A 22,392-nucleotide genomic window follows, 5' to 3' on the forward strand; every position below is an offset into this window, starting at 1 on the left:
CCTTTCAGATCCCGTGAGTGGCGTCGATTCCGGACGCCGCCGCCGACACGTTCTCCAGGATCTTGACCTGGATCCGCTCGGCCAGGGCCGCGATGCGCGGCCGGTCGAAGAGGTCGTTGGGTGAGATGTCGACGCCGAACGCGCCGCGCATCCTCGACACCAGCCGGACGCTGCTGATGGAGTCGCCGCCCAGGTCGAAGAAGTTGTCCTCGACTCCGACGGGGTCGATGGCCAGCACCTCCGACCAGATGCGGCACAGCGCCGCCTCCGTCGGGTTCCGCGGCGGCAGGTAGCCGTCCCCGGCGTCGTCCTGCGTACCCGGGTCGGGCAGGGCCTCCCTGTCGAGCTTGCCGTTGCGGTTGAGCGGCAGCTTCGTCATCGGCACGAAGGCGGCGGGGACCATGTAGTCCGGCAGGAAGCCGGACAGATGCGCGCGCAGCTCGTCGGCGGTGGGCGCGGGCACGCCGGGCGCGGGCACCCAGTAGGCGATCAGGCGCTTGTTCCCCGCGTGGTCCTGCCGGACGACCACCGCCGTCTCGGCCACGCCGTCGTGGCCGGCGAGGACGTTCTCCACCTCGCGCAGCTCCACTCGGAAGCCGCGGATCTTGATCTGGTCGTCGACGCGGCCGGCGAACTCCAGCGTGCCGTCCGCGTTCCAGCGGACGAGGTCGCCGGACCGGTACAGGCGTGCGCCGGGAGGCCCGAACGGGTCGGCGACGAACCGTTCCGCGGTCAGGTCGGGCCGGCCGATGTAGCCGCGGGCCACGGCGTCGCCGCCGATGTACAGCTCGCCGGTCACGCCGACCGGGACCGGGGAGAGCCGGTCGTCCAGCACGTAGACCCGGTCGTTGGGGATGGGCCCGCCGATCGGCACGTTGTCGTACTCGGTCCCGGGCCGCACCGGGAACAGCGTGACGGCGATGGCGCCCTCGCTCGGGCCGTAGTTGTTGACCAGTCTCCGGCCGCGCGACCAGATCCTCGCCATCTCGCTGGTGAGCACCTCGCCGCCGACCCGGACGAACTCCAGGTTGGGCAGCGCGGCGGCGTCCAGGGCGGGCAGGACGGTGGGCGGCATGGTCACGGCGGTCACGGCCTTCGTCCGCAGCTCCTCGATGAGCTGGGCGCCGCCGTATCCGGAGGCCGCGACGGGGGCCACGAGGGTGGCGCCCGCCGCCAGGGTGCTGAACAGGTCGAGCGAGGCGGCGTCGAAGCTCATCGGGCAGAGCTGGAAGACCCTGCTGTCGTGGGTCAGCCACAGGTCGCGCACCGCCTCGACCGTGTTGTAGAGCGAGCGGTGCTCGACCATGACCCCCTTGGGGCGGCCGGTCGAGCCGGAGGTGTACACGACGTAGGCGAGGTCGCGCGGCCCGCGAGGGGTGTCGGGCACGCGGTCGGGGTGCCCGGCGACGACGGGCCAGTCCCGGTCGAGGCACACCGTGCGGACCGGCGCCGTGGCGAACGACGCGGACAGGTGCTCGTGGGTCAGCACGACCGCGGGCCCGGACTCGGCGATCATGACCCGGAGCCGCTCGGGCGGGTAGTCCGGGTCGAGGGCACGTACGCGCCGCCCGCCTTGAGCACGCCGAGTATCGCGACGACGAGGTCGGGACCGCGTTCGACGGCCACGCCCACCCGTACGTCCGAGGCGACGCCCAGCCCGGTCAGGTACTGGGCCAGCCGGTTGGCCCGCGTCTCCAGCTCCGCGTAGGTCAGCCGTTCCCCGCCGCGTTCCACCGCGACGGCGCCGGGCCACCTGCGGGCGCGTTCGCTGATCACTTCGTCCATGCGGCGCTCGATGGAGTAGCCGGCGGGCTTGCCGCTCCACTCCCGCACCAGCATCCGGTGCTCCTCGCGGCCGAGCATGGAGATCTCGCCGATGACCCGCCGCGGATCGGCGGCGAAGGACTCCAGCAGGGTCAGCAGGTGCCGGGAGACCCGCTCGATCGTCGCGAGGTCGAACAGCTCGGGGTCGTAGAGCAGCCGCATCGACAGCGTGCGCCCGGGGAAGACGCTGAGGCCGATCGGATAGTTCGTCATGAACTCGACGGCCATGTGCCGCAGGTCGAGGCCGTCCGGCGCCATGTCGGGGTCGAACGGGTAGTTCTGGAAGACCAGGACGCTGTCGAACAGGTTGACGCCCGCGGGCACGCCGCTCCACGCCTGCATCCGGGGCAGCGGCACCCAGTCGAACTCCCGGGCGGCGGCCTGCTCCCGCTGCGTCTCCCGCAGCCACGACAGCAGGTCGCGGCCGTTGTCGACCTCCAGCCGTACGGGCAGCGTGTTGATGAGCATGCCCGTGATGGCGTCCACCCCGTCGAGGTCGGCGGGCCGGGTCGACACGGTGGCGCCGAAGCACACGTCGCGTTCGCCGCTGTAACGCGACAGCAGGATCGCCCAGGCGCCCTGGACGAGGGTGTTCATCGTCAGCCTGGTGGCCTGCGCGCGGGAGGCGATCGCGGCGGCCAGCTCCTCCGGCAGGTCCACCTGGAGCGATCGGGTCGCGCGGGGGCGGTAGCCCTCGCCCGGCTGCCGGTCGAAGGCCAGTTTCGTCTGCGTGTCGAAGCCGGTCAGCCGTTCCCGCCAGTAGTCCTCGGCCGCGGGCTCGTCGCGCCGGCCGAGCCACTCCACGTAGTCGCGGAACGCCCGGCGTGGCGGTGGCGCGGGCTCGCCGTCTCCGGGTGGAGCCGCCTGCGGTTCGCCGTCGCGTACGGCCGCGTAGTCGGCGAGGATGTCGCCGAGCAGGACGGAGGCGCTCCAGCCGTCGATCACGATGTGGTGGACCGACCAGACGACCCGGACGGCGGTGTCGCCGATCCTGGCGATGTACAGCCTGCTCAGCGGAGCCTCGGTGAAGTCGACGCCCCTGGCGGTGTCCTCGTCGAGCAGCCGGCGCAGCGCCTCGCGCCTGCCCTGCTCCGGCAGTTCCCGCCAGTCGAGGTGGACGACGGGCAGCGTGGCCCGCTCGTGCACCACCTGCACCGGGGTGTCCACGTCCTCCCAGACCACGGCGGTGCGCAGGATCGGGTCCCGGTCCACGGCCCGCTGCCAGGCCCGTACGAGCGCCTCCGGGTCGTCGACCCCGTCGAGCACCAGGTCGAACTGGATGAGGTGGAGGCCGGAGTCGCGCGCCATGAGCGCGTCGAACAGCATGCCGCTCTGCATCGCGGTCAGCGGGTAGACGTCCTCGGCGCCGTCCCCGCCGAGACCGGCGGCGCGGCCTGGGCTCCGGGGCGCGGACGTCTGGGGGTATTCGTTCTGGAGGGACACCGCCTCGGCGGCCGCCGCCAGTTCCGCGACCGTGGGATGGACGAAAACGTCTTTGGCCGACAGGACGAGCCCGCGGGCGCGGGCCCTGGAGACCACCTTCATGCTCAGGATGGAGTCACCGCCGAGGGTGAAGAAGTCGTCGGTCACGCCGACGTCCGCCACCCCGAGCACCTCGGACCAGATCCCGGCGAGCACGCGCTCGGGATCGGTGCGCGGAGCCACCGTCTCGGTGCCCGTCCCGGCGCCGGGGTCGGGAAGGGCCCGCCGGTCGATCTTGCCGTTGGCGTTGATCGGCAGCGCGTCCAGCATGACGAAGCGGGAGGGGACCATGTAGCCGGGCAGCCGCTCGCCCAGGAACCGCCGCAGCTCCGCCTCCTCGGCCCCGTCCGCCACCAGGTAGGCGACCAGGCCGCGGGTCCCGTGGGCCTCGTGCACCACGACCACGGCCTCCGAGACTCCGGGGAAGAGGCGCAGCGCCGTCTCGATCTCCCCGAGCTCGACGCGGAAGCCGCGGATCTTGATCTGGTTGTCGACCCGGCCGATGAACTCGATCTCGCCGTTCCCGTTCCACCGCACGGTGTCCCCGGTCCGGTACATACGGCCGCCGGACTCGAAGGGGTCGGCGACGAACCGCCCCGCCGTCAGCCCGGGGCGGCCGTAGTAGCCCCGGGCCACGCCGTCGCCGGCCAGGTACAGCTCGCCGGGTGCGCCGACGGGCACCGGCCGCAGGAACCCGTCCAGCACGTACGCCCGCGTGTTGTCCAGCGGCGGGCCGATCGGCGCGACGCCGGCGCGCACGTGCTCCGGCGTCAGCACCTGCGCCGCGGCGAACGTCGTGACCTCGGTGGGGCCGTAGACGTTGACCACGACCGTGTCCGGGCAGGCGCGCAGGACCCGCTCCACGGCGGGCAGGGACGGGGCCTCGCCCCCGGTCCACACCTCGCGCAGCCCGGCGAAGCACTCCGGGGACTCCTCGGCGAAGAGGCGGAACAGGGCGGCGGTGATGAACACGGCGGTCACGCCGTGCTCCTCGGTCACCCGCGTCAGCTCGCGCGGGGTCAGCTCGGCGGGGGCCACCACCACCTGGCCGCCCGTCAGCAGCGGCACCCACACCTCGTACGTCGCGGCGTCGAATGCGTGCGGCGACTGGAACAGGAAACGCCGGTGCGCCTCCGAGCGCGCGTGGCGGTCCCACGCCAGGCTCACGATGTTCCGGTGGGTCACCGCCACACCCTTCGGCGTGCCGGTGGAGCCCGAGGTGTACATCACGTACGCCAGCTGACCGGCATGCGCGGCGGGGGCCTCGTGCGGCTGCACGGCGGAGACATCGTGCGGCTGCACGGCGAAGGAATCGTGCAACTGCTGCGCGGCGGGGGCGTCGTCGTGTTCCGGGCCGTCCACCACGATCACCGGGAATCCGGCCTCCCGTGCCTTGGCGCCCATCGCCCGGTCGGTGAGGAGCACCGTCGCGCCGGTGTCGTGCAGCACCCAGCGGATCCGGTCCACCGGATAGCTGTCGTGCAGGGGCACGTACACGCCGCCGGCCTTGAGCACCGCGAGCATCGACACGACGGCGTGCGGAGCGCGGCTCTGCAGGATGCCGACCCGGGACTCGGCGGTCACGCCCGCCGCTGTCAGGCGCCCGGCCAGTCTCGCGGCCATGCCGTCGAGCTCCGCGTACGTGAGGGTGAGATCGTCGGAGATCACTGCGCGCTCGTCGGGGCAGGACCGCGCCCACTCGGCGACCAGTTCGTGCACGCACCGGTCGGCGGGGTAGTCCCGCGCCGTGTCGTTCCACTCCACGAGCACCCGCCGCCGCTCGGCCTCGGTCAGCGGCGGCAACTCGGACAGCGGTACGGACGGGTCCGCGGCCGCCGCGGCCAGCGTCGTCGTGAGCGTGGCCGCCATCCGCTCGACCGTGCCGGCGAGGAACAGCCCGGCGTCGTAGGCGATGGTCAGCTCGATCGGACCGGCCACCTCGATCGGGCCGGTCCGCTCGCTCAGGGCCACCGCCAGGTCCACCGGATCCGCCGGCGCTTCGCCCTGCACCACCAGCACGCGCGTCCCGGCCGGCGCGCCGCCCTCGGCGCGGGCGGCGAGCACCGTCTCCCCCACCGTGGCCAGGAAGGCCTCGAACGGCTGCGTGCCCGCCACCCGCGAGCGCAGGATCAGTTTCCCGGGGTGATCCCCGCCGGTGGCCACGCCCACCGCGACGTCCTGCTGACCCGAATAGCGGGCGAACAGCACCTGGCATGCGGCGACCAGAATCGTGAACAGCGAGGTGTGATGACGGGCGCCGAGCTTTCGCAGCTCGTCGGCGAGTTCTCCGGTGATCGTGAATCGGTGTGCGGCGGGGATGTGCGTGCCCGCCGCGGACCGGTGACGATCGGCCGGCAATAACAGCGGGACCGGATCCTCGATTTCCCGTACCGACATGGTCGACCTCCGTCATCGACGAATAAATCTGGATTTGACCCATTCAGGGAATGCCAGCTTCGCCCGGAATGATGGGATAGATCCATGTCATTGACTGGGTCGCTAAAAAGGATGGTCAACGCGTTCGCGCCTATTCGGCGCCGATGGCCTCCACCGGCCGCCGCCGCATGGCGACGCGCGCGGAGATCATGATGGACGGCCAGGCGACGAGGACGGCGGCCACGACGATGCCCGCGTAGGCGAGCGGCGGGATCGACGGCAGGGGCCGTCTGCTCACCGCGATGCCGATGCCGGCCAGCGAGGGAAGCGCGGCCAGCGTGCCGATGAGCACGGCGGCGACGGTGATGATGCGCGCCTCGCCGCGCATCATCGACAGCACCTGCTCGCGCCGGGCGCCGATCAGCCGCAGCATGGCGAACTCGCGTACGCGCGCCGCGGTGGCCATCACCAGGGTGTTCACCACGGCGATGGCGATGTAGCCGAGCAGGACCGCGTTGAGTATGAGGCCGACCGCGTCGCCTCCCGCCTCGGCGTCGTCCTGGGCGGCCATGAAGGACTCCCGGTCGGCCACCCGGGCCGTCGGGTAGGCCGCCAGGGCCTGGCGCAGCCCGGCGTCCCCGCCCGTCGCCCTGACCAGCATCCAGGAGTCGAGACGGTCGGTGGTGTGCCGGATCACCAGGTCGTGCGGGAGCGTGACGTCGCCGAAGCCGAGGCCCTTCTCGTAGATCGCCACCACCCGTGCCCGCACGGGCGTGCCGTCGCCGAGGCGCAGGTCGACGGTCCCGCCGACATCCACCCCCACGGTGCCCGCGGCCATCCGGCTCAGCGCCACCGCCTCGCCGCTCAGGCCGGCGAGGTCGCCCCGCAGGACGCCGAGGTCCATGGTCGCCGCGATGCCCCGCGGCTCGACGCCCTGAGTGGGGAAGATCTTGTACTGCCGGCTGTCGCCGTCGGTGTAGGTGATCAGCGTCTGCGTCCGTACGACCGGGGTCACGTCCGACACGCCTGCCGTCTTCCGCAGCACGCCGGCCAGCTCCGGTGACAGTCCGGCGGTCGCGGGGGTCACGACGTAGCCGGCTCGGAGCCCGTCCACGACCTGGTCCTGCGCGGCGGCGCTCAGCGTGGTGGCGCTGAAGATCTGCGCGGCGGCCATCGTGACGCCCATGATCAGTGGCGTGGTGGCCGAGCTGAGCCGCCGTGACCTGGCGCGGGCGTTGGCGACGGCGAGGAACCCGCTGGCCCCCCGGCTGCGGTTCAGCCGCGGGCCGAGCAGGACGACGGCGCCGGTGAGCAGCCGGGGACCGAGCAGGGCGACGGCGACGACCAGCAGGAACGCCGAACTGCTCGCGCCCTCCACGGCCGACTCCCCCGGCAGCGCGATCGGCAGCACGACGGCGGCCGCCAGGGCGGCGGGGACGAGCAGCGAGCCGATCGTCAGCCGGACCCAGCCCAGCTTGCGCGGCTCCACGGCCGCCTCGCCGATCGCCTCGATCGGGCTGACCTTCGCGGCGCGCCTGGCGGCGATCCAGCCGCCCATCCGGGCGCCGGCCACGCACAGCAGCATGGCCGCGAGCACGGGCAGCGGGCCGACCACGAGCTCGAAGTCCTCGGGCAGCACGCCGACCGCGGCGAAGACCCGATGGAACAGGAAGCCCAGGGCGATCCCCGGCACCGCGCCGGCCACCGCGCCGGCCGCGCTCACGAGGGTCGCCTCGGCTCCGATCATGGCGAGGACCTGCTTGGGCGTCGCCCCGATCGCCCGCAGCAGCGCCAGCTCCCGCCGCCGCTGCTGCACCGAGAGCGCGAGCGTGCCGGCGACCACGATCACCACGACCATCACCATGGTGGCGCCGAACGACAGGGCCAGTTCGATCACGAACGCCCGCGTCGCCCCCACGTCGAGCATCTCGGCGTCGCCGCGCTCGTCCCCGGTGTAGGTCACGACTCCGCGTACGGCCTTCTCGATGTCCGCGGCCAGTTCATCGGGGTCCGCCCCGGGAGCGGCCAGCACGCCGACCGTGTCCACCCGGTCCGGCTGCCCGGTGAGGCTCCGTGCCCGATCTTCGGTCAGGAACAGCGCGCCCTGCCTGGTCAGCGGCCCGCCGCGCGGGGTCACCACACCGGCCACCCGGTAGGCCGACGAGGTCGTGCCGACCGCCAGGGTCACCGTGCCGCCGACGGACACGCCCGCCTCCTCGGCGAGCCGGGACTCCAGCACCACCTCGTCCGGCGTCTGCGGCTGCCGTCCGGCGGTCAGCGCGAACGGGGTGAGCACCGCGGCCGGCCAGCCGTGGCCCAGCAGGGGCGCGCCGTCAGGACCCGCCAGCACCCGGCCGTCCTTCGTCACCAGGCTCATCGGGACGCTGACGTCCCCGACCGCGGCCCGCACGCCGTGCACGCGCCGCACCTGTTCGACCCGCCCGGCCGGCAGCCGGACCCGCTCGGAGTAGCGGGGGTCGACGTCCTCGGCGACCGGGAAGGTCTGCGGGGCGCCGGCCACCACCTCGGCCGCCCGATAGCGCTCGGCCGGGACACCGGAGGACAGGCCGGTCTCGAGCAGGATCCCGCTCGCGGTGAGGACGGCCGACCCGAACGCGACCGCGACGAACGCGGCCACGAACCCGCCCTTGCGGCCCTTGATGGTGCTCCAGGCCAGGGACAGCGCACGTCTCGACAACACCCGCCGCGTCATGTCACCACTCACCAAGGCGCGTCATGCGGTCGGCGACCCGCTCCGGCGTGGGCTTGCTCATGTCACCGGCGAGTTTGCCGTCGGCGAGGAACACCACCGTGTCGGCGTAGGAGGCGGCGACCGGATCGTGGGTCACCATCACCACCGTCTGCCGCAGGTCGTCCACGATCCGCCGTAACAGTTCGAGGATCTGCCGGCCGGTGCGCGTGTCCAGCGCGCCGGTCGGCTCGTCGGCGAACACGGCCTCGGGCTCGTGGATCAGCGCGCGGGCGACGGCCACCCGCTGCCGCTGCCCGCCGGAAAGCTGGCCCGGATAGTGGTCGTGCCGGTCGGCGAGGCCGACCTGGGCCAGCGCGGCACGCAGCCGGTCGTACGGAACGGGCCGGTCCGCCAGGCGGAACGGCATCGTGACGTTCTGCTCGACGGTCAGCGCGTCCAGCAGGTTGTATGCCTGGAACACGAACCCGACCCGCTCACGGCGCAGCACCGTCAGCTGCTCCTCCTTCAGGCGCGACAGCTCCGTCTCCCCCAGCCACACCCGCCCGGAGGTCGACCGGTCGAGACCGGAGGCGCAGTGCAGGAACGTGCTCTTGCCCGAGCCCGACGGACCCATGATCGCGGTGAACGTCCCGCGTGGCAGCGCGATCGACACATCGTCCAGCGCCCGCACCGCGTTGCGCCCACCTCCGTACACCTTGTTCACGGATTCCAACCTGACCGCGTATGTCATCGCCATTCCCGAAAGTTATGTAGAGCGCACCCCGACTCTGCTCATCGTGCCCGACAATTACAGCGTCCGCCAGCCGTTCCGGCCCCGAACACGCTTCCGAACTCGCTTATCAACCGAGACGTCAACAAGGCCGCCTTCCGCGCCCGCACCTGGAATAATCTGAGGTCGCGAAATGCCACCGCCCGGCGGACGCCGGGCGTCCGCGTTTAACCGGCGGAGAAAAATCCTTGGGGCCGTGCCGCGCACCCGCGGAAACTGACGTGACATCCCCCTGCCCGCGCGAAACGAGCGCGACGCGCGAGCGGACACGTCATCTTCTTATCAAGGATTTCGCCCATGATCCCAGTGCATCTCGAACGCGCGGTCTTCGGAATCTACGCCACTCATTCACTGCACTTCGCCGACAGGTCGGGCGTGTTCGTCCATCTCGCCGACCACGGGAGCGCCACCGCCGCCGAACTGTCCGGCGCGCTCGGCGTCGACGGCGAGACCCTGGAGCGCCTGCTGCTCGTCCTGGTCTCCCTGCAGGTGCTCACCCGCACCGGGGAAGGCCGGTACGCGCTGGCCGAGGGAACCAGGCCCTACCTCGACAGCCGGGAGCCCCGCTATCTGCTGGGGTTCGTCGACCACCTGGTCGGCAGCACCGCGCAGCGGTTCGGCCAGGTGCACGACTACCTGTCGCGCGGCAAGGCCGCCGTCGACGCCGTACTGCCGGACCCGTTCGCCACGCTCTACCGCGACGACGACTCGGTCCGGCGCTTCCTGACCGCGATGTGGCAGCTCAGCTTCCATGTCTCGCACGAGCTGGCCAGGCTCGCCGACCTCGGCGACGTCCGGCGGCTGGTGGACGTGGGCGGCGCGAGCGGCCCGTTCTCGGTGGCGGCCCTGCTCGCCTATCCGCGCCTGCGCTCGACGGTCTTCGACCTGCCCCAGGTCGGGCCCTACCTGGCGGAGAGCGCGAAGGCGTACGAACTCGGCGACCGGCTCACCTTCGCCGGCGGCGACTTCTTCCGCGACCCGCTGCCCGAGGGCGACTGCGTCGCCTTCGGCTACATCCTGTCCGACTGGGACGACGAGACCTGCGAAGGGCTGCTGCGCAAGGCGTACGACGCCTGCCGGCCCGGAGGCCGGGTGCTCGTCATGGAACGCCTCTTCGACCCCGACCGCGGCGGCCCGCTGTCGACCGCCGTGATGAACCTGTCCATGCACCTGGAGACCCAGGGCCGGCACCGCACTCCGGAGGAGTACCTGGGCCTGCTGCGGCGGGCCGGGTTCGCCGACTGCGCCGTCCGCCGCTCCACGGCCGACAAGCACCTGCTCGTCGGCGGCGGAGCCCGGTGACAGTGGGGGCGAGATGACCACCGAGACCTTCCGTACGGCGTTCCCCGGGCACAGCGAGGCGCTCGCCGGCCTGCTGGCCTCGACCGCGCTCGCCGAGCTGAGCCGGGAGGAGCTGGCCGACCTGTCCCGCCGCTACGACGAGGCCGTGGCGGGGGACGACGTCGAGATGCGGCTCCTGACCCGTCCGTTCAGTCACCGCCTGGCGATTCCCGAGTACTACCGCTACACCGGGTTGCACGTCTTCGGGTGGTTCCTGGCCCAGCAGGACGACGCCTACGGCGGCGCCCTGCTGGCGATGCACGCGATCCTGACCGACCTGTCGGAACGGGAGCACGAGGAGGCGGCGCGCCACCGGGAGCCGCCCGGCCACATCGCGGAACGCCTGCGCCGCCTGGGGCCCGTCCTGGACCGGATCGCCGCCATGCCCGTGACGCCGCAGGGTGCGCCGCGCGGCGCGGACCTGGTGCGGAGCCTGGCGGGCGACGAACGGCTCGACCGGCAGGTGCTCGTGCTCAGGCGGTTCTGCGGTTTCCGCCGCTCGGACAAGCACGACGAGCGAATCTTCATCCGGGCCGTGCAGGCGTGCGAGCTGACCTTCTTCATGACCCGGCTGGCCGCCCGCCGGGCCGTCTCGCTGGTCGAGCGCGACCGGGCCGGATGCCTGTTCTGGATGGACCAGGTGGACGCGTGCGCCGAACTGCTCAACGCGATCTTCCATGCGCTGAAGACGCTGACGCCCGAGCTGTTCCTCGGCTTCCGCGACGCGACCGGGGACGCGAGCGCGGTGCAGTCGCTGAACTACCACCTGATGGAGCTGGTGGTGTACGGATACGACGATCGCAAGAGGGACACCTTCGCCCGTTTCGACCATCTCCGGGTGATCGGCGATCCGCGGCTGCGGAAGTTCCGCTCCCTGCGGGACGCGGCCGGCACCAGCGAGGACCCCGAGGTGGCCGACGCGTACGCCGCGCTGGAACGGCGGCTGCTGGTCTGGCGGGGCAGGCACTACGGATTCGGCCGCACGTACCTGCCGAACATGAAGGGCTCAGGCGGCACGGAGGGGGCCGGTTATCTCAAGCGGTTCGTCGAGAAGGACGGCCTGCCCTCGGGCCCCCGGCTCACCGACCCGGAGCAGTTGCTGTCGGCGTTCGCCTTCCGCTGACGCCGAGCCGGCCGGCCGAGAGGGAGGGTGGGGTCGCCTCACCCTCCCTCTCCATGTCATGCCACCCTCGGTGTCACCGCGCACGCCGGCCGCACCCGGACCACGACGAGACCGCCGGGAAGGACTTCCCGGCGGTCTTCCTCTCCAGGGCTCGGCGACCGGCTCAGACACACCCCTCCTTGCTCGCCGCCGTCACGGCCATGGCCGTGTACGGGCACTGGAAGCCGATCCAGCGCAGCCGGGGCCACAGCCGCGACCACGGTTCGCGCGGCCCGCGGCACACCATGAACTCCTGGCCCGCGTCCGAGACGGGCAGGTCGACGGTGAACCGGCCGGCGGGGGTGCACTGGGCGAACAGCTGCGAGAACTTCGCCCGGTCCACGCCGATCGTGACGACCACCGTCTTGTCGTCGGCCGGGCGGCCGAAGTCGGCGTACGAGTTGTGCCCGCTGTAGGCGGGCGGCAGGCCGTAGGCGGGGCCGTACTTGTCGAGGGCGCCCGCCTGGCCGTAGTGGTTGCCGTAGAAGACCGCGTGCGACCGGTCCTGCGGGGGCAGCGCGCGGTAGACGGCGGCGGCCTGGGCGGTCAGCTCCGGCCATCCCGCCTGGTCGAACTGCGTGATGGCGAGCTGTGCCAGCAGGGGGTTGTCCGCGTAGGCCTGGATCGGCAGGACGGGCAGCAGCAGCACCGCGGACGTCACCAGGTTGGCGGCCAGCGCCACCCCGGCGAGGCAGCGGCGTACGGCGGTCCGCGCCCAGTCCGCCGCGACGACGCATCCGGCGGCCAGCAGGACGAACTGCAGCGCGCCGGCGTAGACCGCCTGGCCTCCGATGGCGATGAGCAGCGCGATCATGAAGAGGTAGGCCACCGCGACGAACCGGTACGGACGCCACTGCGCGCGGCGCAGCAGGGCCACCAGGCCCGCGATCCAGAACGGGGTCAGGAACAGCCCGACCACGAGGATCAGCATCGGCAGGAACGAGATCCGCGACAGGTCCGCGAGCGCGATCGACAGCGCGTCCGCCATCTCGAACTGCGGCCAGCCGTGCGTCGCCTGCCAGATCAGGACGGGCGAGGCGATGAGGGCCGCGATCGCGGCGCCCGCCGGCACGTACGGGTGGAACAGCAGCCGCCGCGGCCCGCCGACCAGCATGCCGACCCCGATGGACAGCAGGAGCAGGACGAGCAGGTACTTGGCGTACAGGCCGGCGCCGGCCACGACGCCCATCGCCAGCCACAGCCGGGGGTCACGGGTGCGGGCGAGCCGGATCGCCAGCCAGCAGACGGCGACCCAGACCAGGACGTCGAAATCGTTGGTGCCCAGGAGGTGCGCGGTGATCAGGGCGAGGCCCGACACGGCGGCGGCGACCGTCGCCAGGAGCTGCGCCCTCTGGCTTCCGCCCAGCTCGCGGGCGATGAGCCCGACGAGCACCACCGTGACGCCCATCAGCAGTGCGGGCACCACTCGCAGGGCGGTGAGGTTGTCGCCGAACACGGCGGTCTCCACCCTGGCGACCAGCGCGACCAGCGGCGGCTGGTCGATCTGCCCCCAGCCGAGGTGGCGGCCGGCCACCCTCGTGTACAGCTCGTCGAGGTGATACCCGTGCCGCCCGGACAGCGCGAGGACCATGGCGGCCAGGGCGGCGCCCACGCCCAGCGAGGGCCACCATCGCACGGGGGCGAGCGCCGGCTCCCCCGCGGCCACCCTGCCGGGTGTGCCGGTAATCGTCGCGGCATTCACGACATGACCTCCAGTTGCTTTTGTCGTCACCGCATCCGGGGCGGACGCGTCTGGCGGTTCCAGAATGTGACCGCCCGGCACCGCGGGCAATCAAGTTGAATGGTGCAGAAATATGGCTCGCCGGCGGCGTGGCCTTCGGCTTTCGCGTACCCGTCAAATACCTGGCCGTGCGGCGAATTCCGGCGCAGCATCGACGCGGACCGGTTGTTTTTCCACTGCTGCGAGGACACGACATGGCGATGACACGAAATGAGGCCGCGCGGAAACAGGACGGGCCGGAGCCGGTTCCGTTGTCCAGAAACCGCGGTTACACCATCTTGTGGAGCAACATGTTCCTGTCGGAGCTGGCGAGCGAGATGGTGTTCATCGCCTTTCCGCTGTTGCTGCTGGCGCACGCGGCCTCGCCGGTGGAGGTCGGGCTGCTCACCTCGGCGCTGGCCGCGGCACGAATGATCGCGAACGTCCCCGCGGGCGTGCTGGCCGACCGGTGGGACCGCAAGAAGATCCTGCTGCTGTCACAGGTGGTGCGCGGGGCGGCGATGGGCAGCGTCGTGATCGCGCTGCCGCTCGGGTTCTACTCCTTCCCCCATCTCGCGCTCGTGGCCGTGCTCGAAGGCGTCTTCAGCTCGGTGTTCCAGCCCGCGGAGCACGCGGTGCTGCCGCAGGTCGTGCCCGCCTCCCAGCTTCGCGAGGCGCTCACGCGCAACGCCGCGCGCCCGTTCGCGGCTCTCCTGCTCGGCCCGGCGCTGGCCGGGTTCGCCTTCGGCGTGCACGAACTGGGGCCGTTCTCGATCGACGCCGGCCTGATGGCCGTCTCCGTCGCCGCGCTGCTGCTCCTGCGGCTGCCCCGCCGCCCGGTCCCGTCCGCGGCGGACGCCGGACGAGAGCCGGCCAGGGACGCGCTGCTGAGCGGGTTCCGCTGGCTGCTGCGGCAGCCGGTGATCAGGACGACCGCGGTGTGGATCGTCTTCGTCAACCTCGCGTTCCACGCGCTCATCGTCGTCATCCTGGTGGCGTCGGGCGAGGCCGAGGTGGCCTCCGGGGAGATCGGGCTGATGATGGCCTGTTTCGGCGTCGGCGGGCTGCTCGGGGCCGTGGTGGCCGGCCGCCTGCAGGACGCGCTGCCCGCCCCCGTGATCATCATCGGCTCGTCGTGGGCCTTCGCCGCGATCGCGGCGTCGATGGCGTTCGTGCCGGGCGGTGTGCCGCTCGGAGCGCTGCTCGGGCTGGCCGCGGTGTTCCTGCCCGTCACGAACGCCACGATCGTGAGCTACCAGTTGTCGATCGCCCCGGACGAGATGCGCGGCCGGCTGAGCGGGGTCGTCGGCCTCTGCGCCGATCTCGCGGGAACGGTCGGCCCGGTGGCCGGCGGACTGACGGTCACCCTGGCCGGGGGCGGGGCGGAGAGCCTCCTGATGTGCGCCGCGGCCCTGGGCGCCGTGGCGCTCGGAGCGACGCTCAGTCCGGCTCTCCGCCGTTTTCCTCGAATTCCGGTCAGTAGATAGTGCGGGATCGCGCGGTGAGCCGCCGGCCCCGGGACCTGCGCAGATCCCTCGCGATGTTGAGACGGCGCAACCACCTGTCGGTGCCGTCGAACCTGGGCGTGAACGCGTTCCGCCCGTGCACCATCCGGTAGTTGTCGATGAAACAGATGTCGCCGGGCCGCAGGACGATTTCGGTGAGCGCGGCGTCGAGCGCGCGGGTCACCTCATCGAGTGCCTCCTGCTCCGCACTTCCCTGAACGCCCTGCATGAAATGCGGATCGATGCGGATGTAGGGATCGTCGGGATCGCCGAACAGCACCGCGACCGCCGTCGGCGAGCGCAGTTCCTCCTCGACGATCTCCCGGCTGCTTCGCATCAGCGTGGCGGCCTTGCGGCCGAGCCCGCTCGCTTCCGCGGGCACGTGCGCGTTCTCCGCCCGGTGGGAGTGGTCGGGCAGGATCCGGAAGCGCTCCTGGCGCAGGACCTCGGCGGTGGCCTCGTCCAGCCGTATGTCGGCGACGTCGGCGACGGTTGTCGCGATCGCGTCGTGGTTGCGCATGCAGGCCAGCCCGAGGTAGTCCGTCCTCAGCGGGTGGAAGGCGTCCTCGGTGTGCCAGGTGAGCACCTCCTGCGAGCCCGAGCCGATCTGTTCGTGCTCGTGCCCCTTGATGGGCAGGATGTCGTGCATGAGATAGCCGTCCTGCTGCGTGGCCCAGCCGATGGGCTCGCCCAGCAGGGACGCCATCAGGTAGAAGGCGATGTCGTGCCGCAGCGTCGGCGACGGCACCGGCTTGTCCTTCCAGTGCGCCGGCGTGGGGCCGATCTCGGCGTCGTCGACGGGCAGCCCGGAGATCACGCAGGCGCCGTGGCGCTCGGCCGCCGTGAATCCGTTCAGCTCCGCGCGCAGCCGGCGCGGCAGCTCCTGCGCGTAGGTCTTGCCCTCGCGCTGGAACTCGGGCGACTCCACGCTCTCGTGGCGTTCGCACAGTTCCTCGACGAGTTCCCGCACGAGCGCGGTCTCGTTCTCGGTGAGCTTGATCGTGAGCACGGTCGGTCCCTTCACGGTGTGTTCATGGAAGTGATCAGGCTGGCCGGACGCATGTCGGTCCAGTTCGCCGTGACGTAGTCGAGCGCCGACTGCCGGTCGGTGGCGGCCTTGGCCACCGACCATCCCGCGGGCACCTCGGCGAACGCGGGCCACAGCGAGTGCTGGCCCTCCTCGTTGACCAGGACGTGGTAGGTGCCGTCCGGGTCCTCAAACGGGTTGGTGCTCATCGTGGATCCCCTTTTCTCGTGGTCAGTGAGCCTGGACGGGCTCACGGCGCTGCAGGAGCGCGACGCCCAGCGGCGTCAGTGTGTGGAGCACGGTGTTCCGGCTCCGTGAGGCGTTCGCCAGCCCGGCCCTGCGGAGGACCGTCGCGTGCTTGCTGGCGCCGGCCAGCGAGATGCCCAGCCGCTGGGCGAGCTCGCCGGTGGTGCAGCTCTCGGCGAGCGCCTGGAGCGCCGCCGCTCTCGTGTGCCCGACCAGGCGCCGAGCGCCTGCTCGGGCGGGGCCTCGACGCCGATGACGTCGGACACGTCGGCCCGCATGGAGTAGACGAGGGCGGGCGGTCTCTCGTCGCCCCCGTCGATCACCACACAGGACCTGCCGCGCAGGAACAGCGACGGGCTGAGCAGCAGCCCGCGCCCGCGTAGCTCGACGTGCCGTTCCTCGTCGTCGCGGATCTCCAGCAGTGGCGGCTGCCATTCCACGTTGGGGTGCAGGGTGCCGAGCAGCCCCTCGACCCCCGTCGTGATGCCGATCCTGCCGCGAACGGCCCGCTCGGCCTCGAGGCGACTCTGCACCCTGTCCCAGTACGGGACGACGGCCGCGCTGCAGAACTCGAAGACCAGTCCCGCCACCCGGGCGTCGGCGCCGCTGTCCGCGGCCCCGCGCCGGAACGTCTCCAGCAGTTCGGACAGTGCCCGGCGCTCGCGAAGCAGCGGCTCCAGGTCCGCGACGCGCGACCCGAGCCGCTGACGCACCTGCTTGCGCCAGCCGTCGAAGAACGCCCCGTTGCGCCGGAACAGGTCCAGCGCGAACACGCCCTCCGTCACCAGGCCGAGTCCCGCACTCATGCGAATTCGGCCCATATCCTGGACCGTGAAGTGAATCCTCAGCACACTTCATTAATTAGGGACGTGCGCTATCCCGGGACTACCGCACCCCTACCCGAGTGCTCGCGCGCGGGAGACGAGGGCCTATTCACCCCGCTCCGCGGACGCCGTCTCACCCGGCGCCGCCGGCGCGGCCTGGGCGAGCAGCCCGTCGACGAGGGCCCGCAGTCCCTGGGGGTAGGTGTCCTGTGCGGCCAGCGTCCGCCAGCGGTCGCCGATGGCGACCAGGCGTGGCATCCGCGACGTGTCGAGGCCGCTGAAGAGGGGGTCGCCGTCCGTGGGTCGCCCGGCGTCCGCCGGTTGCCGAGCGGAGTGGGCGCGAACGAGGATCTCGCCGACGGTGTAGTACCAGATGTGGCGGAAGACGTGCACGGCCTGTTCGGGCGTGCATCCGTGGTCGATGGCTCCGGCCACGATGGTTTCGACCATCCACACTGATTCGCCCAGCCGGCCGACGAACCCGTCGGCGTGAGGACCTCCGCGGCCCACGGCCAGGCCGCGAGGGCGTCGTGGATCAGGGTGGCGGTCGCGACGATGCGGTCCCGCGGTTCGCCGGGCAGGTCGGGCTGCGGGACCTGGTCCGCGTACTCGGTGATCAGCAGAAGCAGCAGGTCCTCTTTGTCCCGTACATGGTGATACAGGGTCATCGTCCCGATACCGAGCTCCACGGCCAGTCGGCGAATGCTCAGCTTCTCCCAGCCGTCCCGGTCGATGAGTCGGCGGGCCGCCTCCAGGATCTCCGCCCGGGAGGTCACCGGTGGACGACCGGTGCGGCCGTGCGAGGCATTGCGTCGGGACACCGTCCCATCATTCCGTCCGGCCACTCCCCTCCGCCAACCGGGGCTTCGGCCGTCGACACCGAACCGGTTCCGAGGTACTTTCGGTACGTGTACGAAAATGCTCACGAGAACCGGCCAGAGGATGGGGGAACGGTGACGGACACGAAATCGGCGAGCGGACAACCGGTCGTCCACACGGCCGCTCGGCCAGGGCTCACCCTTGCCGCGGTGGCGTGGTGCAGTTCATGGTGTCGGTGGACCTGTCGGTCGTGAACCTCGGACTCCCGCGGATCGCCGCCGGCCTCGGCTTCGGCGTGATCGGCCTGACCTGGGTGATCCACGCCTACGCCCTCACATTCGGCGGGCTGCTCCTCCTGGGCGGCAAGATCGCCGACCGCTACGGGCACAAGCGGGTGCTGCTGCTCGGGCTCGCCGTCTTCGGCCTCGCCTCCCTCGCCGGCGGCTTCGCGCAGGAGCCCGGCCAGTTGGTGGCCGGCCGCGCCCTGCAGGGCATCGGGGCCGCCGCGCTGTCTCCGGCCGCGCTGGCGCTGCTGACCGTCACCTTCCCCTCCGGCAAGGCCCGCGTCCGGGCCTACGGGATATGGAGCGCGGTGAACGCCGCAGGCGGCGCCCTCGGCGTCCTGATCGGCGGTGTGCTGACCGAGTACGCGGGCTGGCGCTGGGTGATGTTCGTCAGCGTCCCGATGGCCGCCGTCGCGCTGGCCCTGGCCTGGCGGGGTGTCGCCTCCGCTCCGCCCACGGCTCCCGGCGGCCGCCCGGACGTGCCGGGCGCCGTCCTGGCCACTGCGGGGATGTCCCTGCTCGTGTTCGGCGTCGTCCGCACCGACCAGTACGCGTGGACCTCGCCGGTCACCCTGGCGACCCTGACGATCGCCGCCGCGCTGCTGGCCGCGTTCGTCCACGTCGAGCGGACCACCGGCCGCGATCCGCTGATCCGGCTCGGCCTGCTGGCCAACCGCTCGGTCGCCGGCGCCAACTCCTACAACCTTCTCCTCGGCGCTGCCATGGCGTCGTCGTTCTACTTCGCGTCCCTCTACCTCCAGCAGGTGCTCCATGCCAGTCCGACCGTGGCCGGGATCGAGTTGCTGCCCTTCGCGATCGGTGTGATCGCCGGCGCCGCCGTCGCCGTCAAACTCGGCTACCGTCTCCCGCTCCGCACCATGCTGGTCATCGGCGGGCTGGTGACCGCGACCGGGTTCGCCTGGTTCGGCCTGATCAGCGCCGACGGCTCCTTCCTCGCCGACGTCCTGGGTCCGTCGCTCGTCACCAGCGTCGGTTTCGGGCTCTGCCTCGGACCGGTCGTCTCAGCCGCCACCGTCGGTGTCGCGCCGAGCGAGACGGGCACCGCCTCAGGCTGGCTCGCCAGTTCACGCCAGATCGGCGCCTCACTCGGGCTGGCCGCTCTCGGCACGGCCGCCCATGCGCGCACCGGCGAGACCACCACGATGGAGGGTCTCACCGAGGGGTACGCGCTCGGCATGACACTCGGCGCGGTGCTCCTGGTCGGCGCCGTCCTCATCGCCTTCACCGTCCTGCCGCGTACGAGCGCGGCCTCGCCGGCGGAGCACGGCAGCCGTGACCTGGTCCCCGAACCGGAATAGCCGGCCGTGCGACGAGTGAGGCGTTCACCGGCCCCGCTTTCCTGACGGCGGTCATGGCAACCTCGAGGACCCGCGCGGTTTCGGTCAGCGATTCACCGTGACGACCCGGAAGGGACCGGAGACGGGGCTCGGCCGAACATGTGCGATCGCAACCAATGCGCCTCAATGATGTGGCAGGAATCCAGGGACCGGCGTAAAGGGATTGTCGGCACGGGGAAATGGCCCGACAACGCCTCCGATCGCATTTGTTTTCTGTTGCGGAAAGCGGTTGTTTGCGCATTGCTGGGTGACGGAGCCTTTTGTTACCTCTAGCGTGAGAATCAGGGTCTGGATCCAAGGTTCGATGGATCGATTCGCGCTCCGTGCGTCCGGGTGTTCCCCGGAACAGTCACGGAGTCGACGGAGTGATACTCATGCTCAAGGAAGCACTGGCTGCTGGCGCGATCACGGCGTCGGCCCTCATCGTCCCGGTGACGATGCAGACGCAGCCGGTCAATGCGGCCGGCAGCACCGCGCAGGTCATGCAGAATCCGACACAGCCCTGCCCCGGAGGTAGGTGCCGTGGCCGTGAGCGCCACCGGACGTACGGCCACTATGGTCGCGAGCGCGGCCGGGAACGCGGCCGATTCGAAGAACGCGGACGCGAACGCGGACGCGAGCGCGGCCGGTTCGAAGAACGCGGACGCGAACGCGGACGCGAGCGCGGCCGGTTCGAGGAACGCGGGCGCGAGCGCGGGCGCATGGAAGAGCGCGGCCGGGAACGCGGCCGATCGAAGAACGCGGGCGCGAACGCGGCCGGTCGGAGGAACGCGGGCGCATGGAAGAGCGCGGACGCGAACGCGGGCGATTCGAGCGCGAACCGCGGTAGCGGCATCAGCAGCGGGGAGAGTGAGGCAGCAACAGCAGCAAGGACCGGATAACCGCACATCGAACCTGCCGGACCCTCCTGCCCCACGAGGCCGTCGCCTCGCGGGGCTCTCCCCCTGCCGACGTGGGCGGCACGGCCCGCTCATCCGTATTTTCGGCCGTCGCCGCGAAAGCGGATTCTCAATCCCCCGCGAATGATTCAGGCCGGCGAACGGCATCGGCCTTATCGCGACGCGGTCCGAGCCGTCGGGATGCGGTAGACGGACACGTGCGAACGCGACTCGGCGGTGAACTCGGTACCGATCCAGTCCGCGCGCCTGGCCTCCAGCTCGAACCCTGCCAGCTGGGCCATGAGATCGAGCTCGGCCGGCCAGATGTACCGGTGGGGGCTGCGGAACAGCCGGGCCTGTCCGCTCTCGTCGAACCTGAAATGGTGCGACACGAGGTGTTGCCGCAGGACGTCGTAGGTGTCCAGGCCGATGTAGCCGGGTTCGCGGTGCCACACCACGGCCTCCTGGCCCGGCGGGAGCTTGCGCAGCTCGGGCACCCAGAGCTCGATCACGAAGCGTCCGCCGGGTGTCAGGTGGCGCGCGGCGTTGCGGAAGCACGCGACCTGCTCGGCCTGGGTGAGCAGGTTGGAGATCGTGTTGTAGACGAGGTAGACGAGCGCGTACTTCCCTGGGGCGGTGGCGGTCGCCATGTCGCCGACGACGACCGGGATCTTCGTTGCGTCCGCTTTCGTACGCAGCTGGTCGATCATCGGACGGGACAGCTCGATGCCGCTGACGGGCACCCCGCGCTCGGCGAGCGGGACGGCCACACGGCCGGTTCCGATGGCGAACTCGAGCGCCCGCCCGTCACCCGCGAGCTCGGCGAGGCGATCGACGGCCGGCACGAGGACCTCAGGCGCGAACATTCCGGTGCCCGGCGTGTCGTAGCGCTGGGCGGCGTCGGCGTTCCAGATCTCCTCCTGCCGCATGCTCCCCACGATCGCCATCGCCGTACTGCGCTGTCCAACGGTTTTCCGTCCGGCCGGCGTCTTGTGCCGCGCGGCCCGGCGCTCCGGGTCATCCGATGGGCAGGGTGGGCGGGGCCTTGAACTCCAGCCACCGGCTGGTGCGCAGCGCGGCGACCGTGTGCGGCGCGCCCCGGGGGTGCAGCAGGGTCTGTCCCGGCAGCAGCTCGCACTCCTGCCCGTTCACGGTGCCCGCCAGATGGCCGGACAGCAGGTAGATGAAGCTGTCGTGATCGTGGAAGTGTTCCGGCGAACTCACCCCCTCCGGATACTCGATCTCCAGCAGCAGCCCGCGCTCGGTGCGCAGCGGCAGCCGGAACAGGGCGTGCCCGCCCAGCAGGGGCAGCCCTTCGACGGAGGTCATCGTCCGCCACGGGCGCCCGTCGTCGTCGCTCATCGTTTCCTCTCGAATCGGTGTCTCGCACCGGTCGTCTACCGGGTCACAGCGGCGCCGGCAGGACCTCGACGTCGTACGCGCGGCGCCTCAGGCGGCCTGCCGGTCGCGGCCCGCGAAGTATCCGGCCGCGATCTGCGGCACCATGAGGCACACCACGAAGGCCAGCGGCCCCCGCCAGCCGCCAGTGTGCTGGTAGAGCGCTCCGACCAGGATGGGACCGGGAACCGACAGCAGGTAGCCGACGCTCTGCGCGAAGGCGGACAGCCGGATCACCGTCGCGCCGTCCCGGCCGCGCATCCCGATCATCGTGAGCGCCAGCGGGAAGGAGCAGTTGGCGACGCCGAGCAGCACCGCCCACAGCCAGGGCGCGGCGGCGGGAGCCGCCCACAGTCCCGCGTACCCGGCGAGCCCGAACACTCCGAGCAGCACGGCCATGCCGCTCTGGTTCCGCAGCCGCCCGGCGACGGCGGCCAGCACGAAGGACAGCGGCACCCCGAGCACCGAGGTGACGGCGAACAGCAGGCCAGCGGTCTCTGCGGACAGCCCGGCGTCGCGGAAGACCTGGGGCAGCCAGCCCATGATGACGTACGCGGAGGTGGCCTGCAGGCCGAAGAAGACCGCGAGCGCCCAGGCCGTGGGGCTGCGGGCGACCGTACGTGCGTCCCGGCCCCGTGGCGGCGTCCCGCCCGCCCTGCCTGCCGC

The 22,392-nt window shown here is 71.6% G+C and carries 15 protein-coding genes and 3 pseudogenes; 5 read left to right on the forward strand and 13 right to left on the reverse strand.

Annotated features, from left to right (window positions below; translation table 11 throughout):
- Positions 1–4: 4 nt before the first annotated feature.
- From B1L11_RS54710 to B1L11_RS10690, 4 genes and pseudogenes are all read right to left on the reverse strand, one after another.
- A complete protein-coding gene (locus B1L11_RS54710) occupies positions 5–589 on the reverse strand; it encodes a phosphopantetheine-binding protein (protein ID WP_372974664.1) in 585 nt (194 codons plus the stop codon).
- Positions 587–5,703, reverse strand: a pseudogene (locus B1L11_RS10680) (amino acid adenylation domain-containing protein); the annotation flags it as partial. The pseudogene B1L11_RS10680 and the gene B1L11_RS54710, both read right to left, overlap by 3 nt.
- Positions 5,704–5,833: 130 nt before the next feature.
- Entirely contained in the window at positions 5,834–8,383 is a 2,550-nt protein-coding gene (locus tag B1L11_RS10685) for an FtsX-like permease family protein (RefSeq protein ID WP_256862404.1), read from the reverse strand.
- Between the two features lie 13 nt (positions 8,384–8,396).
- A complete protein-coding gene (locus B1L11_RS10690; RefSeq protein ID WP_306291629.1) occupies positions 8,397–9,098 on the reverse strand; it encodes an ABC transporter ATP-binding protein in 702 nt (233 codons plus the stop codon).
- A 363-nt stretch (positions 9,099–9,461) separates the two neighbouring features.
- Between B1L11_RS10690 and B1L11_RS10695 the strand changes: the two genes are divergently transcribed.
- The gene (locus B1L11_RS10695; RefSeq protein ID WP_079314331.1) at positions 9,462–10,466 is read left to right on the forward strand and encodes a methyltransferase; all 1,005 of its coding nucleotides are present in this window, start codon (positions 9,462–9,464) and stop codon (positions 10,464–10,466) included.
- A 13-nt stretch (positions 10,467–10,479) separates the two neighbouring features.
- Entirely contained in the window at positions 10,480–11,628 is a 1,149-nt protein-coding gene (locus tag B1L11_RS10700; RefSeq protein ID WP_079314332.1) for a tryptophan 2,3-dioxygenase family protein, read from the forward strand.
- Between the two features lie 163 nt (positions 11,629–11,791).
- Here the strand turns inward: B1L11_RS10700 and B1L11_RS10705 are convergent, their stop codons facing one another.
- Positions 11,792–13,369 carry a glycosyltransferase family 39 protein gene (locus tag B1L11_RS10705; protein WP_143737174.1) on the reverse strand — a complete coding sequence of 526 codons (1,578 nt, stop codon included), beginning with the start codon at positions 13,367–13,369 and terminating at the stop codon, positions 11,792–11,794.
- A gap of 239 nt (positions 13,370–13,608) precedes the next feature.
- On the opposite strand from B1L11_RS10705, the gene B1L11_RS10710 reads away from it, so the two are divergent.
- Positions 13,609–14,874, forward strand: coding sequence for an MFS transporter (locus tag B1L11_RS10710; protein ID WP_079314344.1), 1,266 nt, complete (start codon positions 13,609–13,611; stop codon positions 14,872–14,874).
- On the opposite strand, the gene gntD is transcribed toward B1L11_RS10710, so the two are convergent.
- The 5 genes and pseudogenes from gntD to B1L11_RS53835 all read right to left on the reverse strand — a co-directional run.
- Positions 14,864–15,916, reverse strand: coding sequence for a guanitoxin biosynthesis L-enduracididine beta-hydroxylase GntD (gene gntD, locus B1L11_RS10715; protein WP_179155076.1), 1,053 nt, complete (start codon positions 15,914–15,916; stop codon positions 14,864–14,866). The two genes, B1L11_RS10710 and gntD, sit on opposite strands and share 11 nt — an antisense overlap.
- Positions 15,913–16,128 (reverse strand): MbtH family protein, encoded by a 216-nt coding sequence (locus B1L11_RS10720; protein ID WP_079314335.1) that lies wholly within the window; start codon positions 16,126–16,128, stop codon positions 15,913–15,915. Before B1L11_RS10720 ends, gntD begins: the two co-directional genes overlap by 4 nt.
- A gap of 75 nt (positions 16,129–16,203) precedes the next feature.
- A complete protein-coding gene (locus tag B1L11_RS50275; RefSeq protein WP_079314336.1) occupies positions 16,204–16,971 on the reverse strand; it encodes a hypothetical protein in 768 nt (255 codons plus the stop codon).
- Between the two features lie 123 nt (positions 16,972–17,094).
- Complete coding sequence (locus tag B1L11_RS50280; protein ID WP_256862407.1) at positions 17,095–17,439, reverse strand: hypothetical protein; 345 nt, start codon at positions 17,437–17,439, stop codon at positions 17,095–17,097.
- 233 nt (positions 17,440–17,672) lie between these two features.
- Positions 17,673–17,984, reverse strand: a pseudogene (locus tag B1L11_RS53835) (hypothetical protein); the annotation flags it as partial.
- 38 nt (positions 17,985–18,022) lie between these two features.
- Here B1L11_RS53835 and B1L11_RS10735 point away from each other — a divergent pair.
- Both B1L11_RS10735 and B1L11_RS45060 read left to right on the forward strand, forming a co-directional pair.
- Positions 18,023–19,411: an MFS transporter gene (locus B1L11_RS10735; protein WP_256862405.1), complete on the forward strand. Its 1,389-nt coding sequence runs from the start codon at positions 18,023–18,025 to the stop codon at positions 19,409–19,411.
- Positions 19,412–19,824: 413 nt separating this feature from the next.
- The gene (locus B1L11_RS45060; RefSeq protein WP_143737175.1) at positions 19,825–20,331 is read left to right on the forward strand and encodes a hypothetical protein; all 507 of its coding nucleotides are present in this window, start codon (positions 19,825–19,827) and stop codon (positions 20,329–20,331) included.
- A 170-nt stretch (positions 20,332–20,501) separates the two neighbouring features.
- On the opposite strand, the gene B1L11_RS10740 is transcribed toward B1L11_RS45060, so the two are convergent.
- From B1L11_RS10740 to B1L11_RS10750, 3 genes and pseudogenes are all read right to left on the reverse strand, one after another.
- On the reverse strand, positions 20,502–21,275 hold the full coding sequence (locus B1L11_RS10740; protein WP_256862406.1) for a bifunctional 2-polyprenyl-6-hydroxyphenol methylase/3-demethylubiquinol 3-O-methyltransferase UbiG: 774 nt from the start codon (positions 21,273–21,275) through the stop codon (positions 20,502–20,504).
- Between the two features lie 70 nt (positions 21,276–21,345).
- On the reverse strand, positions 21,346–21,690 hold the full coding sequence (locus tag B1L11_RS10745) for a cupin domain-containing protein (RefSeq protein ID WP_079314337.1): 345 nt from the start codon (positions 21,688–21,690) through the stop codon (positions 21,346–21,348).
- Positions 21,691–21,777: 87 nt separating this feature from the next.
- Positions 21,778–22,392: pseudogene (locus B1L11_RS10750) on the reverse strand (MFS transporter); the annotation flags it as partial.

This window comes from Microbispora sp. GKU 823 (assembly GCF_002027145.1).
GTDB lineage: Bacteria > Actinomycetota > Actinomycetes > Streptosporangiales > Streptosporangiaceae > Microbispora > Microbispora siamensis.